Below are 16,545 nucleotides of genomic sequence, written 5' to 3' on the forward strand. Positions count from 1 at the left end.
CTCAGTTCGCCGCGTGCTGGTGCACCAGCGGGCAGCCGCCCTCGGCGAGGGGACGGAAGGCCTCGTCGCCGGGAATGGTGCGGATGAGCTTGAGATAGTCCCACGGATACTTCTGCTCGGCCGGCGTCTTCACCTGCAGCAGATAGAGATCATGGACCATGCGCCCATCCTCGCGGATGCGCCCGCCGTGGGAGAAGAAGTCGTCCACCGGCGTCGCCTTCATCTGCGCGGCGACGGTGGCGGTGTCCGTGGTGCCGGCGGCCTTCACCGCCTTCAGATAATGCAGGATCGCCGAATAGGTGCCGGCCTGCCCCATGGTGGGCATGGCCTTGTGCTTGTCGTAGAAGCGCTTGGACCAGGCGCGGGTCTCGTCATTCAGGTCCCAGTAGAAGCCCTGGGTGAGGATGAGCCCCTGCGCCGTCGGAAGGCCGATGGCGTGGATGTCGGTGATGTGCAGGTAGAGCCCGGCGAGCTTGATGCCCGACTGGGGAATGCCGAACTCGTTGGCCTGCTTGATGGCGTTCACCGTGTCGCTGCCGGCGTTGGCGAAGGCGATGAGCTTGGCGCCCGAGCCCTGCCCCTGCAGCAGGAAGGAAGAGAAGTCGGCGGTGCCCTGCGGGTGCTTCACGCTGCCCACCACCTTGCCGCCGCCCTTTTCCACCGCCTTGGCCGTGTCGCGCTCCAGCGCCGTGCCGAAGGCATAGTCGGCAGTGATGAAGAACCACGGCCCGTCCTTGGCGAGCGACGCGCCCGTGCCGGCGGCCAGCGCATAGGTGTCGTAGGTCCAGTGGATGCCGGTGGGCGCGCAGGCCTTGCCGGTGAAATCGGACGAACCGCCGGTGGAGGCGAGCACCAGCTTGTTCTTGCTGCGGCCGATCTCCTGCACCGCCAGCAGGACGGAGGAGGTGGGGATGTCGGCGATCACGTCCACCCCGTCCTCGTCGATCCAGCGGGTGACGATGGCGGAGCCCACGTCCGGCTTGTTCTGGTGGTCGCCGGCGATGATCTCGATGGGCCGGCCGAGCACGCTGCCGCCGAAATCCTCCACCGCCATCCTCGCCGCGATGACCGAGCCGGGGCCGGCCATGTCGGCATAGATGCCCGACTGGTCGTTGAGCACGCCGATACGCAGGGGCTTCGGGTCGGCCGCAACGGCGGGGGAGAGGGAGAACAGGGCCGCCGCGAGGGCGGCGAGGGAGAAGCTGAGGCGCATCAAAAGGGCTCCGCGCGGGATGGGGCAATTCGAGCGCGGAGTATCACCACAAAATCGAGTGGTTCAATCGATTATCGGAAGAGGACGGGGTATTCTTTAGTTGTACGTTCAAAATATGTTGTATCGTCATCGCCCGGTTCATCCGGGCGATCCACCCATCCGCACGGGCGCTGCCCGCGCACCCATCCCGGCCACACCGTGGATCGCCCGGATGAACCGGGCGATGACGGTGCTGGGCTAGGGGCGCCTACCCTCAGGGCTTGAACGCCGCGCAGGCGATGCGGGCGCCGGCGCCGCCGATGGGCTGGGTGATGAAGTCGTCGGGGCTGGCGTGGATCACCAGCGCGAAGCCGCCCGGCTGGCCGAGGCCATCCTTGTCGGTGAGGCCGGTGGTGCTCGACACCTCGGCATTCACCGAGCCATCGGCGTTGGCGTAGATGTTGGGCAGGTCGCCCTGATCAGGGCCATTGGGGTTGAGGAGGCCGTGGGCCTTGTCGTGATGGTTCACGTGGCCCTTGGAATCCAGGAACTTGGCGGTGTCGGAGCAGTTGGCCACCTGATGGAAGTGGATGCCATGCCAGCCGGCCGGCAGCGCGCCGGGCGACAACGCCAGCCGGACGATGGTGACGCGCTCGGTGCCCGTGGCGGTGGCGGAGCCGATGGTCTTACCTTCGTTGTTGATGATGTCGGCCTTCACCACCGTCGCGGCGGGCGCGGCCGCAGGGGCGGGAGTCTGGGCGAAGGCCGGAGCGGCGACGAGGGCGCCGGCGAGAATCGGAGCTGCGAGAAGGGGAAGCTGGGTCCAGGCGGGGCGGCGGGCGGCACTGGTGAACGGACGCATGATCGTTCCTCCTCGGGCCGGACGACGCGCCGGCCTGCGCGGGGAGCCTACATCAACGCGGCGGTGAACTCGACCGCGCCGCAGTCCGCCCGTCCTTGCCCATCGCTCCCGCGCCCGGAACGTTCCGAGTTTTGATTGGAATATTTCCAGCAAAGCTTCCGCCCCTGTCGTCGGGGCGGTGGCGGCCAAAGCTGGCGGTGGCCACCATTTGATGTAATGATGCCGGATGCACTGTTTTCGCGAACAGGCGCGGGCCGCGATGACTTTTCATCGCCTTCGCAGGGATTGCCGTAGCGTCTTGCGGGAAGCCTCGTGGCTGCTTAGATAGATCAAGAACGTATCTGTTCTGCCGGATCATTTGTTTTGATCGAGAATAGTTCAAATATTGAGGCCCCCATGACCACCACCGAACTTGATCGCCCCGCGGCCCGCCCCGAAACCCGCGCGCAAGCCCTGAAGGCCCTCACCGGCGCCGCCCACGGCCGGCTCGATGCGGCGATCATGGCGGGGCGACCGTTCGAGAGCCGGGAGCGCTACGGCCGGTTCCTCACGGTGCAGTATCTGTTCCATCGCGACATCGCCGCGCTCTACGACAGCCCGGCCCTCGGCACGCTGCTGCCCGACCTTCCCGGCCGCCGGCGCCTCGCCGATATCGCCGCCGACCTCGCCGACCTTGGCCTTTCCGCTCCGGCGCCCCTCGCGCCCCCCGCCCTGGCGATCGACGCGCCGCTGCCCGAAGCGCTCGGCTGGCTCTATGTGGCGGAAGGCTCGAACCTCGGCGCCGCCTTCCTGCTGAAGGCCGCCGCAGCGCTCGGCCTCGACGAGGGATTTGGCGCCCGGCATCTGGCCGCCGCGCCCGAGGGGCGGGGGCTGCACTGGAAGACCTTCGTCGCCGCGCTCGATGCCGTGCCCCTTTCGGCCGACGAGGAGGCGCGCGCCGCTCACGGTGCGGAAGCCGCCTTCACCCGCGTCGCCACCTATGTGAGCGACGTTTTCGCCTGAAAGCCTGGCGCCAGCCCGACTGCGCGCATCCGCCCTCCCCCCGCCCGGACGGACCATGGCTCGTCTGGGCGCGGCGTCGCACGGGCGCGGCCCTCTCCTGCCTTCAGCATCCCGGCAGTGCTGGCCCAGCACAGGATTCGCCCGGCATCCCGGCGATGACCCGTGGCCGGCGATGGGAGGGGCGCACGCCAGCGAATCCAAGCAGCGGCCCGCCTCCCCCATCCACATTGACAGCCCCGCCTCCTCCATATTAACTAACCAGTTACATAAGGAAGAACGCCCGCCGCAAGGCCCCGCCAAGACACACCGAGAGAAACGCCCGAGACGCGCCCCAGATCGCGCCCCAAGGAGGCCCTCCATGAAGTATGGGGATTTCCCGAAGATCACCTCGTTCCACGGCGTCGCCGGCTTCCGGGCGCATCTCGCCGAGCTGGGCGCGGACATGCCCTGCGACGACATCGTGGCCCACGGCCCCGACCAGCCGCTCGGCGCTCCCTTGACCGTGGACGGGATGAAAATCGGCAACCGCTTCGCCATCCACCCCATGGAGGGCTGGGACGGCACGCGGGAGGGCGCGCCCACGGAGAACACCATCCGCCGCTGGCGGCGCTTCGGCGAGAGCGGCGCGAAGCTCATCTATGGCGGCGAGGCGGTGGCGGTGCGCCATGACGGGCGCGCCAACCCGCTCCAGCTGGTGATGACCGAGGCGACGCAACCCGCCATCGCCGGCCTGCGGGAGACGGTCATCGCGGCCCACAGGGAGGCCACCGGCAACGACGACGACCTCGTCATCGGCCTCCAGCTCACCCACTCGGGCCGCTTCTGCAAGCCGAACGACAATCGCAAGTTCGAGCAGATGATCCTCTACCGCCACCCGGTGCTCGACCGGAAATTCGGCATCCCGGACCAGTATCCGGTGATGTCGGACGACGACATCTGGCGGCTGATCGACGATTACATCATCGCCGCGAAGCGCGCGCAGGCGTGCGGTTTCGATTTCGTGGATCTCAAGCACTGCCACGGCTATCTCGGCCACGAATTCCTCTCCGCCCGCAGCCGGCCCGGCGCGTTCGGCGGACCCTTGGAGAACCGCACCCGCTTCCTGCGGGAGCTCGCGAGCGGCATCCGCGCCGCCTGCCCGGGGCTGAAGTTTGGCGTGCGCCTCTCGGCCATCGATCTCATCGCCTACCGGCCGGACCCGGCGGCGAGCGTGCCCGGCATCCTCGGCCCCGGCGTGCCGGAGAACGCGGCGGGCGCCCTGCCCTACGTCTACGGCTTCGGCACCGATGCGGGCGACCCCACCGCCTATGACCTCAATGAGACCTTCGAGGTGTTCGAGGTGCTGCGGGCGCTCGACATCCACCTCGTCAACGTCACCCTCGGCAGCCCCTATTACAATCCCCACGTCACGCGCCCGGCGAGCTATCCGCCCTCCGACGGCTACCAGCCGCCGGAAGACCCGCTCATGGGCGTGATGCGCCATCTGGAGGTGGTGCGCGCGCTGAAGGAACGCTTCCCGGACTTCACGCTGATCGGCTCCGGCTACACCTATCTGCAGGAGTTCTTGCCGAACGTGGCGCAGGCGGTGGTGCGGCAGGGCTGGACGGACCTCGTCGGCCTCGGCCGCATGGTGCTCTCCTATCCCGACCTGCCCCTCGACGTGCTCCACGGCCGGCCGTTCCAGAAGAAGAAGGTGTGCCGGACCTTCTCCGACTGCACCTCCGCCCCGCGCAACGGCATCGTCTCCGGCTGCTATCCGCTGGATGCGTTCTACAAGAAATCGGAAGAATTCAAGCAGCTCGCGGCGGTGAAGAAGGCGGCGAAGACCGCTTAAAGCGCTCTAGCCCGCGCGGCGCCTGAGCGAAGACCGCTTAAAAACCCTCGGGAGGACACCATGGCGGAGATCGCACCGGGGGCACGGATCGCCTTTCTCGGCACCGGCATCATGGGCGGTCACATGGCGCGGCGACTGGCGGAGGCGGGCTTCAACGTCGCCGCCTGGAACCGCAGCCGGGTGAAGACGGAGCCGCTGCTCGCCTCCGGCGTCACCCTCGCCGACACGCCCGAGCAGGCGCTCGCGGGGGCGGAGGCGGCGGTGGTGATGCTCTCCACCGGCGCGGTGATCGACGAGGTGCTGTTCTCCGGCGCCACACTCGATGCGCTCAAGCCCGGTGCCGCGCTGGTGGTGATGAGCTCCATCCCCGTCGAGACCTGCCGGGCGCAGGCGGAAGCGACCGCCGCGCGCGGCATCCGTTACGTGGACGCGCCCGTCTCCGGCGGCGAGGTGGGGGCGCGGGAGGGCACCCTCGCCATCCTCGCCGGCGGGGACGACGCCACCATCGCGGACCTTGCTCCCCTCTTCGCCCCCATGGGCCGGGCGACGCGCATCGGGCCGGTGGGGACGGGGCAGCTCGCCAAGCTCGCCAACCAGATCATCGTCGGCGCGGCCATGGCCGGTGTTGCGGAGGCCTTCGCCTTCGCCGCCAAGGGCGGGGCGGACCTTAAGAACCTGCGCACGGCGCTGATGGGCGGCTTCGGTGATTCCAAGGTGCTGAACCTCCACGGCGCGCGCATGGCGGCGCGGGATTTCGTGCCCGGCTCCCCGGCGCAATATCAATTGAAGGATCTGAAGACGGCGCAGGCGCTGGCGGGGGAGATGGGGCTCAGCCTCACCTTGCTCGACACCCTCGCCGGCCTGTTCACGGACATGATGGCCCATGGCGGCACGGACCGCGATGTCTCCGCCATTTTCGAGGAGGTGGAGCGCCGCTCCGCCCGCGTACGCGAGGGAGGGGAAGCATGAGCGACACCGATGGCGCCATCCGCGTGACGCGCGAGGGGCAAGTGGCGCGCCTCGTCATCGACCGGCCGCGCAAGCACAATGCCATCACCCCCGCCATGGCCCGCGACCTCGCGGCGGCCTGCGCGGCGCTGGATGCCGACGATGCGGTGCGCGTGGTGCTGCTGACCGGCGGCGGGGAGAAGGCGTTTTCCGCCGGCTCGGACATGAATGCCCTCGGCGAGATCACCGACCTCTGGGCCTTCCGCAACCGCATCGAATATGCCGCCGTGGTGCGCGACATGCGGAAGCCCGTCATCGCCGCGCTGCGCGGCTGGGTGCTGGGCGGGGGGCTGGAGATCGCGCTCGGGGCGGACATCCGCATCGCCGGCACGTCCGCCAAATTCGGCGCGCCGGAGGTGACGCGCGGCTGGGTGGGCGGCGGCGGCGCCTCCCAGATGCTGCCGCGCCTCGTGGGCTACGGGCAGGCCATGCGCCTGCTGCTCTCCGGCGACACCATCGATGCGGCGCGCGCGCTCGCCATCGGCCTCGTGGAGGAGGTGGTGGACGACGACGCCCTCGACGCCCACGCCACGGCGCTGGCCCAGCGCATCGCCACCTTCAGCCCCCTCGCCACCCAGGCCGTCAAAGCCGCCACCCGCGCCGCCCTCTCCATGCCGCTGGAGGCCGGCATCCGCCACGAGAACGAACTGCACGTGATCTGCATGAGCGACCGGGGCCGGCAGGAGGGGATCACCGCGTTTCAGGAGGGGCGGGAGGGGCGGTTTTGAGGGGCGCCTCGACAACCATCGTGATTATAAAAGTCTGCCCCGTTCACCGACCAGGACCAGCCACCTGGCAGCGGCTCAACCGAATCCGCGGAATTACAGCCCCATGTCTTTAACGTATTGCGTCGCTTTTTCGAGAACATATTTCTTCAAATGCGCCTCTGAGAGGGTATTTTGAGCCTGCTTAATCTCACCCACAACGCCAACGCCACTCGTTCGCCAAGTTGGTTCAAGGCATATGTACTCACCATCACCCAAATCGATTTGTATATCAGGTTGCAACGAACTTCCCGGAAGCGATTTTTTTTCGCTTATTACATTCAATGATGGAGCGTCTTCTGAAAGACAAACCGCTATTAATTGACCAAGAGCCTTATTTAGCGGCTTATCATCCTTGGATGCTGCAACCTGAATACGAAGGAATTCGTCAACGGTTTCCTTACTTAATTGTCGCGCACCAGCATATGGAGATGTCTCGATTCCAACTTGATCCAATATTGATTTGTACAATCTGCAGGATTTCATGGCTTGTTTCGACTGCTCGAGATTTGTAGCAGGTTGCTTCAGCCGGGCCTTCAACGTTTCATCCCCGAAAGAACGAACAGCTGCTAGCGAAACGTTCGGAGGCAACCCAAAAAGTCGAACATCAATTGCTCGCAGTAGGTGAGCTAATTGCCCGCGCCTACTTTTCCAATCCACCACATACAGCGCGTCTTGATCTGGGCGATCGATCATCTCTCCGACTTTGTCTATGTCTATTTTACTTTTAATGCCCTGCGTGAGCGCATCTGCGGTGGCATTGAGCATCTTTACGTCATCGCCGGGCAAAACGATCCAAAGGTGGGACACTGATTTTTTCTTGAGAATTGACCAAGTTTCGTCTCTATTTCGATCGGAAATCGCCGTGATTTTTGAATAAAAATCGGAAATTGTATCGCACTGAGGAATAACCTCCAAAGCCTTTGCCCGCGTTATACCAAACGCCTCCAAGCCATCACCTGTTAGAGTGCGACTAGTATTATCAGCAAGATCAAAATACCGGTCCTTTCCAATTCCTTTGAAATGGAACTGACCATTCGAATCGGCGTCAGCCATCGAATCTCGCCCGACTGACCACGCTGTAGTGGAGATATGATTGGCACTTTCAGGCTTAGTGATCGGCCATCACCTCCCGGCTCACGAAAAGTATTGAGAAGTTCGCCAAACACCTCCTCGACCATCGCGAGCTCGCCAGCCGTTGGATTATCCCGCCTATCTATCAATACAATTCTACTCTTATCGTCTCCTGGAATTGCGCCATTTTTTACGAATTCTGGAAGATCGGAAAGAGGACTTTCTTTGGGGAAGCTAGTGACCCTAACACCCTCAAAAAATCGCGGAAGAGTTTGTAGAAACGTCGTCTTTCCTGAACCGGACAGACCGTATATCACTTCGATGACACCTCCTCCGCCATCGTGCGTGCGACGAAGCAGAGCGTCAATCCGAAGAGCGGCATCGTCAACACGCTCTACAACTTCGCTAGGGTCCACCTCCGCCTTCGCGGCCCGCTCCGCAAGAAATTCCCACCGGCGGGGCAATTCGAGCCGACGAAGTGGATTTTGGCGTTCAGTCATAGTCGACCCGAGCAGAAATTAGCACACTAAAAACTGCCCGAGTCTGCTTCCAAAGACAAGCCTAAGTCGCTGTCCATAGGCCAACGCCCCACCGCCCCAAAATCCGCCTCCACCCGCCCCGTCCGGCCCTCCAGCCGCACCGGCATCGTCGCCTGCCGGTGGTGATGATGTGCCTGCGCGCAGGGGCGCGCACAAGGGCTGCGTGCCGGCAGCCTTGAGCGCGTCGCCGCCCCCTCCCCTCACGGCTTCAGATTGAGCACCACCGTCGCGTCCGGCGTCTTGGTGGAGGGGAAGATGTACCAGTAGCTGCCGTTGAGCTGCCGCTCGGAATTGAAGGATGCGAACTTGAAGCCGTTCTTGCCGAGGCCCGGGAAGGTGAAGCTGCCGCCCGCCGCGGGGGTGAGCTTCACGGCGTAGCACTTGGCATCATAACAATAGACGCCGCGCTCGCCGGTGGCGTTGAACTGGAAACGGCTGGTGTTCTGGTTGTTTTCCTTCTGCCTGGCGTTGCCCTGCCAGACCCAGCGGCCTTCGTAATAGGGGCGGCTGAAGTCGATGGTGGGCGCCGCCGGGGCGGGGCCGCCGGGCTTCAGCCGGAAGACGATGGTGGCGTCCGGCGCGCCATTGGAGGGGAAGGCGTACCAATAGCCGCCCGTCAGCTGCGCCTCGGAACTTGCAGGATCGAACCTGAAGCCGTTCTTGCCTGTCCCCGGGAAGGCGATGCCGCCGTCCGCCGTGGTGGTGGGCTTCACATTGTAGCAACGGGTGTCATAGCAATAGACCGCCCGATCCGCCGTGGCGTTGAACTGCAGGCGGCTGGTGTTCTGGTTGTTCTCCTTCAGCCTGGCGTTGCCCTGCCAGGCCCAGCGGCCCTCATAATAGGGGCGGCTGAAATCGATGGATTGCGCCGCCGCCCCCGCGCCAAAGGCGGCGACAAGAGCGGTCGCGACCGCGCACACGACAAGCCCCCGGATCGACGCGATCACGATATCCCCCTCGTTCAGCGCAGACTGCTTTTGCCCCCACGGCGGCCGTCCGCTTCCCCATCGGTAGCATCGCCTGCGGTCAAGCGGCAACTGCGCTTTTGACGGCCGCACCTTTCGGCGTTGCACTTTTCGGCTTGGCCTACGCGATCCCCAGCGCCACCCTCGCCGCCGCTCCGAAATCCGCTTCCACCCGCCCTGCCCGCTCCAGCCGCACCGGCGTCGTCGCCGTGCCGGTCGTCACGATCTGTCCGGCGCGCAAGGGCGCACACAAAGGCTGGGCGTTGGCGAGGTGCTGGACGGCCTTGAGCGGGTCGCCGAGGATGCGGGCGCCGCTGCCGGTCTCGATGGTCCTGCCGTCGATGGTGAGCGTGACGGGGCCGGCGCGGTCGAGGGCGCGCCAGTCGGCCACCGGGGTGCCGGGGATGAAGGCGCCGTTGCCCATGCTGTCGGCAAGGCGCAGGGCGCCGGGGGCCTCCGGGGGCACGCGGCCATCGGCAATCTCGAAGGCGGGGATGAGCGCGGCCACCGCGTCGGCGATCTCCTCCAGCGTGTAGGGCGCCGCGCGCGGGGGCAGGTCCCGCCCCAGCAGGAAAGCGAATTCGCATTCCAGCAGCGGCGCGATGAAGCGGGAAAGCGGAACCTCCGCAGGCGACGGAAACACCCAGCCGGAAAGCAGCGGGCCGGCCACGGGGCGCGTGCCGCCATAGGCCGCGCGGTCCTCGTCCTTCAGCGCCGTGACCTTCCAGCCGCATATCTCCTCACCGGAGAGGCGGACGATCTCGGCCTGCGCCTGATAGGCCTCCTCCGGCGTCGCGGGCAGGCGGGCGTCAGCTGGCAGTTCCGCGAGCCGCGCCTCCTGCCGCGCCGCGTGGAGCAGGCCGGCGAGGCGGGTGGCGTCTTCGGGGCTCACGGGGTCGCCTGCGGGACGAGGCCGAAATAGGCCATCATCAGGTCGCGCTGGCCATCCAGCATGTGCTTCCCCTGGTGGATGGCGCAGCCGCGCGCGGCGGCGGCGTGGAGGAGGGCCGTCGTCTCGGGCTTCATCAGCACCTCGGCGACGAGGGTGGAGGGGTCCGCCTTCTCCACGTCGAAGGAGAAGGGATCCTCCGGCTCGAGGCCCAGCGGCGTCGCATTCACCGCAAGGTCATGGCCGGAGGGGTCGCGCGTGCCGAAGGCCACGTCGATCTGCGGGTAGGCCGCCTTCACCCGCGCGAGCAGTGCCTGCCCGATGGCCGGCGTGCGATCAAAGATCGTGAGGCGCGCCATGCCCGCCCCCGCCAGCGCGAAGGCAATGGCGCTCGCCGCCCCGCCGGCGCCGGCGATGTAGACGGATTTGCCCTGCGGCCCCCACCCCGCCTTGGCGAGGCCGGCGACGAAGCCGTGGCCATCCAGCATGGTGCCGGTGAAGCTGCCATCCGCCTCCCGCCGCACGGTGTTCACCGCGCCCACTTTATCCCCGTCCCCCACCAGCCGGTCTACAATGCCCGCCACCCGCGCCTTGTGCGGCGCCGTGACGATGAAGCCATCCAGATTGGCGATGGCCTTGAGGCCCGCCATCGCGGTTTCGAGTTCGTCGGGGCGGATGTGGATGGGCACGCAGACGGCGTCGATGCCGTGCTCGGCGAAATAGGCATTGAACACGAGCGGCGTGCGCACATGGCCGACGGGATCGCCGATGATGGCATAGAGGCGGGCGGTGCCGGCGACCATGGGGGCTCCTCTTGGTAACTATCCGGTTAGGTGGTTTTGCGCGTGCGGGTCTGGCCGGGCTGGCGACGGCTCGGCCCCCGCGCGCGGCGGGGGCCTCGGCATCATTCGACTGACCCGCTCCCGAACGGCACCGATACCCCTGGTGAAAGGGGGCCTGACAGCACCGATATCGCTGTCAGTTCGGGAGGAAATCGTTGGTGTAGAACTTCGCGCCCTGGGCGGGATCGAGGTCCACGCCCGAGTATTTGGTGAGAATATCCAAGGTTCCGGAGATATCCTTGGGGTCCGTCCACAGGGGCGGCTTCTTCTCGGTGAGCGCCGTGTGGAGGAGCGGCAGGGTAACAGACCAGCTGGCGAGCAGGGTCTCACGTTTACCGGCCTTGGGGTTCACTTTCAGCATGGCGTCAACCGCGGCTTCGGGATTCGACTTGGCCTCGGCGATGGACTTCTGGAGCGCCCGCAGGAAACGCTTGGCGAGGTCCGGATTCTTCTCCAGAAGATCGGGCCGCACGATGACGGAGCCGTTCACGGTGTTCACGCCGAAATCGGCGAAAAGCATGGCGTAGACAGGCTTTCCGGTGGCTTCCTCGATCAGCGGCTTCTGGTCGTTGATGTTGCCGAGGAGGAAGTCCGCCTGGCCGGAAATCACGGCGTTGCGCTTGGTGGCGGCATCGCCGGTGATGACCTTGACCTGGTTATCCTGGATGCCGTTGACCTTCAGAAGGGCCGGCCACAGCTGGGAAAAACTGTCGCCCGGCGTATAGACGACAGTCTTGCCGATCATATCCTTTGGGGTGCGGATGTTCTTGTCCGCGAAACCCTGGACGGCCATGGGGCTTTTCTGCAGCATGATGCCCACGGCCTTGATGGGCGCGCCCTTTACTGCCGCCTTGACCATGGTGCCGAAATCCGCATAGCCGAACGTCGCGGAGCCCGCTGCCACGGCCTGAACGGTCGCACCGGAGCCGCGCCCCTCCTCCACGGACAGCTCGATGCCCTCTGCAGGGAAGTATCCCTTCTCGATGCCGAGATAGAATGGCGCGTGCTCGCCGTAATTGTACCAGTTCAGAAGCAGCGTCACCTTGTCCGCCGCGGCCGCAGAGAGCGTGCTGCACAGCAATGCTCCGGCAATAGCCAGAGACCACGCACCTATTTTCTTACCGAGGGCCATCCTGTCCTCCCGCTCCATCCGACCCACGTCTTGGCGGGCCTTGTTTATTGTGTCCGTCCAGCCACCTTGGCGGATGGCCGAGCCGGGGCCGCCCCAGCCTCGCGGAAGGGGATCGGCATGGATTATCTAACCATATAGTTACGTCCGCCGCATGACCTGTCAAATGCCCTCCAAACCGCCCGGAGCCTCCGGAAAAAGATACCTGCGAAATTTGACACGGATCTCAAGTTTTGAGAGGCTAGCGACCGCTCGCCCCTGATCCGGGCGGGTTTGCGGGACCAGCCGGAGGCGCGCAACGTGAGCGGGGCAGCCAAGGCGGCCGGGCAATCGAGGGCGGAAGAGCCAGACCTCGCAGGGATCTTTGCGACCCAGCGACATGCCGCGCGGCACCAGCCCGCCCCCTCGGCCGCCGTCCGGCGACAGGCCCTGACGACCCTCGAAACGATGGTCCGCATCCATCTTCCCGCCATCGCCGGCGCCATCTCCCAGGACTTCGGAGGGCGGGCAATCGCCGAGACGGAGCTGCTGGAAGCGGTGCCGTTGCTCAATGCCATCCATCACGCCCGGCGCCACCTCGCGCGCTGGATGCGGCCGGAGCGGCGGCCGGTAGGGTGGCAGTTCCTCCCGTCCCGCGCCTATGTCCGGCACGAGCCGCTGGGGGTCGTCGGGATCCTGTCGCCCTGGAACTATCCCCTGCTCCTCACGCTCGCGCCGCTCGTGGATGCGCTCGCCGCCGGCAACCGGGCTCTGCTGAAGCCGTCCGAGCTGACGCCCAGCTTCTCCGCATTGCTGGCGCGCCTTGTGGGGGAGGCCTTTCCCGCCGATCGCGTCGCGGTCGTCACCGGGGGGCCGGAGATCGCGGCGGCCTTCTGCGCTTTGCCGTTCGACCATATCCTCTTCACCGGCTCCGGCGGTGTCGCCCGGAAGGTGCTGGCCGCAGCGGCAGAGAACCTCACGCCCGTGACGCTGGAGCTGGGCGGCAAGTCCCCGGCCATCGTCTGCCCTGATTATGCCGTTGCCGCCGCCGCGCGCAGCATCGCGCTCGGCAAGTTCCTGAACGCGGGACAGACGTGCGTGGCGCCGGACTATGTGCTCGCTCCCCGCGACAAGGCCAAAGACCTCGCCGAGGCCATCCTCGCAGAGGTCGAACGCGCCTGGCCGGCCATCACCGACAATGCCGACTACACCGCCGTCATCGACCGGCGCCACTTCCAGCGGCTTGCCGCAGCGGTCGAGGAGGCGCGGGTGGGCGGGGCACGCACCTTCGTCCACGGGATCGAGGGGGAGGCCGGGCGCTTTCCGCCCACCATCGTGCTCGATGCGCTGCCGGACAGCTTACTGCTGCGGGAGGAAATCTTCGGGCCGGTGCTGCCCATCGTGCCGTACCGGACCCTCGACGACGCCCTGGCGTTCGTCGCCGCGCGGGAGCGACCGCTGGCGCTCTATTGCTTCACCCACGACCGCGCCATGCGCGAAAAGGTGCTCGACGGCGCCACGTCAGGCGGCGTGACGGTGAACGGCACGCTGCTTCACGTGGCGCAGGAGGGACTGCCCTTCGGCGGGATCGGACCGAGCGGCATGGGCGCCTATCACGGCCACGACGGCTTCCTGCGGCTCAGCCATGCGCGCGCGGTGCATGTCGCCGGGCCGGTGAATGTGCTGGAATGGCTGGGACCGCCCTATGGCCGCTTCGCCCGTTTCGTCGCCGACGTCCTGATTGGACGACGGAAGGCCTGAGCGGCACCCGGGGCGGCAGGGAGAGCCGATGGCGAAGAGACCCGCCCCATCCGACAAACCCACGGCGCCGACGCGCTACAGCCCCTCCGCGCGGCGGGAGATCACCCGTGCCGCCAACATGGCGCGCATCGAGGCGGCAGCATGGACCATCTTCGCCACGGTGGGGCTGGACGGCGCGACCATCCGCGACATCGTCGAGGCGAGTGGGGTCTCGGCGGGCAGCTTCTACAATTACTACCGGACGCGGGAGGCGGTGTTCGACATGCTGGTGGCCCGCCTGCTCGGCCGGGTGCGCGACTGCACCCGCGAGGCCCGCGCACAGGCTGATACGATCGAAGACATGCTGCGTCTGAGTTACCGCGCTTTTCTTGAAATGTTGCAGTCGGTTGAGGGCGCAGCACGCTTCAGCGAACTCAACCAGCACCACATCCGCGCCCGCCTCTATTCCATGGCGGACATGCGGGGGATTCTGCAGGACCTCGAAGCGGACATCATCCGCGTCATGCCCGGCGCAACGCTGCCCGTGCGCGACCTTAAGCTCATCGCCTCCATCATCGTTGCCACCGGAACGGAGGCCCTGTTCCTCACCTTCGGCGACGCCGATTTCGACTCGGCCCGGACCGCCGATTTCGTCACCCGCCTGATGACGCGGGGCATCGACGGCTGGGGCGCGGAGGCGGTGCGGCCCGACCTTCCGCTCACGCCTCGTCCTGGCCGCGCTCGTCCTGGCCGCGACGGCGGCGGACCTTGAAATCCGCCTTCAGCTCGGCGCGGCTGTAATGGTTGTTGCCTTCCACGAGCTGGGTCAGCATGGCGAGGAAGGCGGAGCGATACTCCGGATCGAGCGGCTCCAGCAGACGCTGCTGGGCGCGGACCATGGCGGCATACATCTCACCCACCAGCGCGCGGCCCTGCTCGGTAAGGAACGCATTCATGGCGCGCCGGTCCGTCTCCGACCGCTCGCGGCGGACAAGACCGCGCTCGGAGAGCCGTTCCAGCACGTCCGCCACGTTGGTCCGGTCGATGCCCACCTCGACGCCGATGGTGCGCTGGTCGCTGCCGGAATGCTGAAGCAACGTGGTCATCAGCCCATATTGCACGGGCGTGATGTTGAAGGCCTTGCACTCCTCCAGGAAGATGGCGGAGTGAATCTGGTGCAGCCGGCGGACGAGATAGCCGGGCCGCTCCCAGAGCGGCATGGTCGGTGAGGAAGTGTCGGGCGAGGAAGCACCGGGCGCGGAAGGCATCTCCCGGGGCACGGCATCCGCATGAACCGATGAAGCCGCCCTCTTCTCCGCACTTGCCGGCTCATGCTCGGGGGGCTGTGCGGTCTGCTGCGCCCCCTTCCGCCGGCGTCCCGCATCCCGGCCGTGGGCGGCGGTTGCGTCCAAAGCGCCGGAAGCCGGCATGTCCTTCCCCTTCAAGGCCTCACCTTCCATCTTCCTCGAGCGACGGCGCGACGGCACGAGCCAGTATCTTGCCTTGGCCGCAACGGATGGGAGCACAACCAGCGCCGCCCCGGCAAGCGCCAGTGCCCCCTGCGACATGCCGGCCGCAAGAGCCTTCCCGCCAAGGGCACGTTTCGTGCAGTATACCGCATTGTATCACCCGCTGATACGGACTTTCGAGCGAGCCAGGAGCACTAGAAGCGAAACCAGAAAAGGATCAACCCCATGTTTGGATTGTCTGCCCCGGCCCTCCTTGCATCAATTCTAGGCTGTATGCTGACTATCTTACCGGCACACGCCGCGGATGTGATCCGCGTTCGGCTGGACTGGACGCCCTGGGGCGTCCACGCGCCCTTCCACCTCGCCGCGAAGAAGGGGGTGTTCGCCGCCAATGGGCTCGATGTGGAGCTGGTCGACGGGAACGGCTCCGTGTCCACCGTGCAGATCGTCGGCAATGGCGAGTACGACGTGGGCCATGCCGCGCTCGCACCCATGGCCATTGCCCGCGCCAAGGGCCTGCCGGTCAAGGCCATTGCCGGCTTTGTGCGCCAGAACGACATCGGCCTCCTCGTTCCGAAGGACAGCGGCATCACCGGCCCGGCCGATCTGAAAGGCAAGAAGCTCGCATTCACCGCGGGATCGCTCGAAGCCCCCTTCATCGATCGCTTCCTCGCCGCCGGCGGCCTGAAGCGATCGGACGTGGAATTGGTGGCGGTGGATGCGTCCGCGAAGGGCGGCACCTACATGGCCGGGCGTTCGGACGGGGTCTTCTCCACCGTGCCCTTCATCCTGCCGGTGGTGAACGCGCAGCGCCCGTCCAACACCATCAACTTCACGACCTACGGCCTGAACTTTCCGAGCTTCGGCCTGTTCGCCACCGAGAAGAGCATCGCCGCCAAGGCCGACGCCCTGCGCCGCTTCTCGAGCATCGTCGCCGGCATGTGGACCTACATCATGAACGGGCACGAGGACGAGGCCGTCGCCGCCATCATCGAGGCGCGGCCCAACGCCAAGCTCAATCCGGCGATCCTGCGCCAGCAGATCGACGTGCTGAAGGGCTTCGTCGCCACCCCCGCCACCAAGGACAAGCCCATGGGCATCATGGCGGAGGCCGACTGGCGGCAGGCGCTCGACGTGCTCGCCGATGGCGGCCTCGTCCCGGCCGGCCAGGCCGCCCCGGACTATTTCACCAACACTCTGATCGACACCGCACTTTCGGCGCAGGTCGCATCGGGAAAATAGGCGCAATCCCGCGGC

15 protein-coding genes are annotated in these 16,545 nt (G+C 66.3%); 7 read left to right on the forward strand and 8 right to left on the reverse strand.

Annotated elements, in window-relative coordinates; genetic code table 11:
- Position 1: 1 nt before the first annotated feature.
- Together ACT54R_RS21315 and ACT54R_RS21320 are read right to left on the reverse strand one after the other, a co-directional pair.
- A complete protein-coding gene (locus ACT54R_RS21315) occupies positions 2-1,213 on the reverse strand; it encodes an ABC transporter substrate-binding protein (RefSeq protein WP_476329701.1) in 1,212 nt (403 codons plus the stop codon).
- Positions 1,214-1,466: 253 nt separating this feature from the next.
- Complete coding sequence (locus ACT54R_RS21320) at positions 1,467-2,054, reverse strand: superoxide dismutase family protein (protein WP_476329705.1); 588 nt, start codon at positions 2,052-2,054, stop codon at positions 1,467-1,469.
- 396 nt (positions 2,055-2,450) lie between these two features.
- On the opposite strand from ACT54R_RS21320, the gene ACT54R_RS21325 reads away from it, so the two are divergent.
- From ACT54R_RS21325 to ACT54R_RS21340, 4 genes are all read left to right on the forward strand, one after another.
- A complete protein-coding gene (locus tag ACT54R_RS21325) occupies positions 2,451-3,056 on the forward strand; it encodes a biliverdin-producing heme oxygenase (RefSeq protein WP_476329708.1) in 606 nt (201 codons plus the stop codon).
- A 358-nt stretch (positions 3,057-3,414) separates the two neighbouring features.
- Positions 3,415-4,890 carry an oxidoreductase gene (locus tag ACT54R_RS21330; RefSeq protein WP_476329711.1) on the forward strand — a complete coding sequence of 492 codons (1,476 nt, stop codon included), beginning with the start codon at positions 3,415-3,417 and terminating at the stop codon, positions 4,888-4,890.
- Positions 4,891-4,950: 60 nt separating this feature from the next.
- Positions 4,951-5,859: an NAD(P)-dependent oxidoreductase gene (locus ACT54R_RS21335; protein ID WP_476329714.1), complete on the forward strand. Its 909-nt coding sequence runs from the start codon at positions 4,951-4,953 to the stop codon at positions 5,857-5,859.
- Positions 5,856-6,626 carry an enoyl-CoA hydratase/isomerase family protein gene (locus tag ACT54R_RS21340; RefSeq protein ID WP_476329718.1) on the forward strand — a complete coding sequence of 257 codons (771 nt, stop codon included), beginning with the start codon at positions 5,856-5,858 and terminating at the stop codon, positions 6,624-6,626. Before ACT54R_RS21335 ends, ACT54R_RS21340 begins: the two co-directional genes overlap by 4 nt.
- Before the next feature lie 93 nt (positions 6,627-6,719).
- Here the strand turns inward: ACT54R_RS21340 and ACT54R_RS21345 are convergent, their stop codons facing one another.
- From ACT54R_RS21345 to ACT54R_RS21365, 5 genes are all read right to left on the reverse strand, one after another.
- Positions 6,720-7,718, reverse strand: coding sequence for a hypothetical protein (locus ACT54R_RS21345; RefSeq protein WP_476329722.1), 999 nt, complete (start codon positions 7,716-7,718; stop codon positions 6,720-6,722).
- Between the two features lie 757 nt (positions 7,719-8,475).
- Entirely contained in the window at positions 8,476-9,222 is a 747-nt protein-coding gene (locus ACT54R_RS21350; RefSeq protein ID WP_476329726.1) for a hypothetical protein, read from the reverse strand.
- A 139-nt stretch (positions 9,223-9,361) separates the two neighbouring features.
- Entirely contained in the window at positions 9,362-10,132 is a 771-nt protein-coding gene (locus ACT54R_RS21355) for a 2-keto-4-pentenoate hydratase (RefSeq protein ID WP_476329729.1), read from the reverse strand.
- Positions 10,129-10,932: a shikimate dehydrogenase family protein gene (locus ACT54R_RS21360; protein WP_476329733.1), complete on the reverse strand. Its 804-nt coding sequence runs from the start codon at positions 10,930-10,932 to the stop codon at positions 10,129-10,131. The genes ACT54R_RS21355 and ACT54R_RS21360 overlap by 4 nt, the downstream gene beginning before the upstream one ends.
- Positions 10,933-11,107: 175 nt before the next feature.
- A complete protein-coding gene (locus ACT54R_RS21365) occupies positions 11,108-12,103 on the reverse strand; it encodes an ABC transporter substrate-binding protein (protein WP_476329736.1) in 996 nt (331 codons plus the stop codon).
- A gap of 297 nt (positions 12,104-12,400) precedes the next feature.
- On the opposite strand from ACT54R_RS21365, the gene ACT54R_RS21370 reads away from it, so the two are divergent.
- Together ACT54R_RS21370 and ACT54R_RS21375 are read left to right on the forward strand one after the other, a co-directional pair.
- Positions 12,401-13,840 (forward strand): coniferyl aldehyde dehydrogenase, encoded by a 1,440-nt coding sequence (locus tag ACT54R_RS21370; protein WP_476329739.1) that lies wholly within the window; start codon positions 12,401-12,403, stop codon positions 13,838-13,840.
- Between the two features lie 28 nt (positions 13,841-13,868).
- Complete coding sequence (locus tag ACT54R_RS21375; protein WP_476329742.1) at positions 13,869-14,591, forward strand: TetR/AcrR family transcriptional regulator; 723 nt, start codon at positions 13,869-13,871, stop codon at positions 14,589-14,591.
- Here the strand turns inward: ACT54R_RS21375 and ACT54R_RS21380 are convergent.
- Positions 14,539-15,039, reverse strand: a complete 501-nt coding sequence (locus ACT54R_RS21380) for a MarR family transcriptional regulator (RefSeq protein ID WP_168457708.1) — start codon at positions 15,037-15,039, stop codon at positions 14,539-14,541. The genes ACT54R_RS21375 and ACT54R_RS21380 overlap by 53 nt on opposite strands.
- 555 nt (positions 15,040-15,594) lie before the next feature.
- On the opposite strand from ACT54R_RS21380, the gene ACT54R_RS21385 reads away from it, so the two are divergent.
- Positions 15,595-16,530 carry an ABC transporter substrate-binding protein gene (locus ACT54R_RS21385; RefSeq protein WP_476329746.1) on the forward strand — a complete coding sequence of 312 codons (936 nt, stop codon included), beginning with the start codon at positions 15,595-15,597 and terminating at the stop codon, positions 16,528-16,530.
- Positions 16,531-16,545 lie beyond the last annotated feature (15 nt).

This window comes from Xanthobacter sp. DMC47, assembly GCF_056313845.1.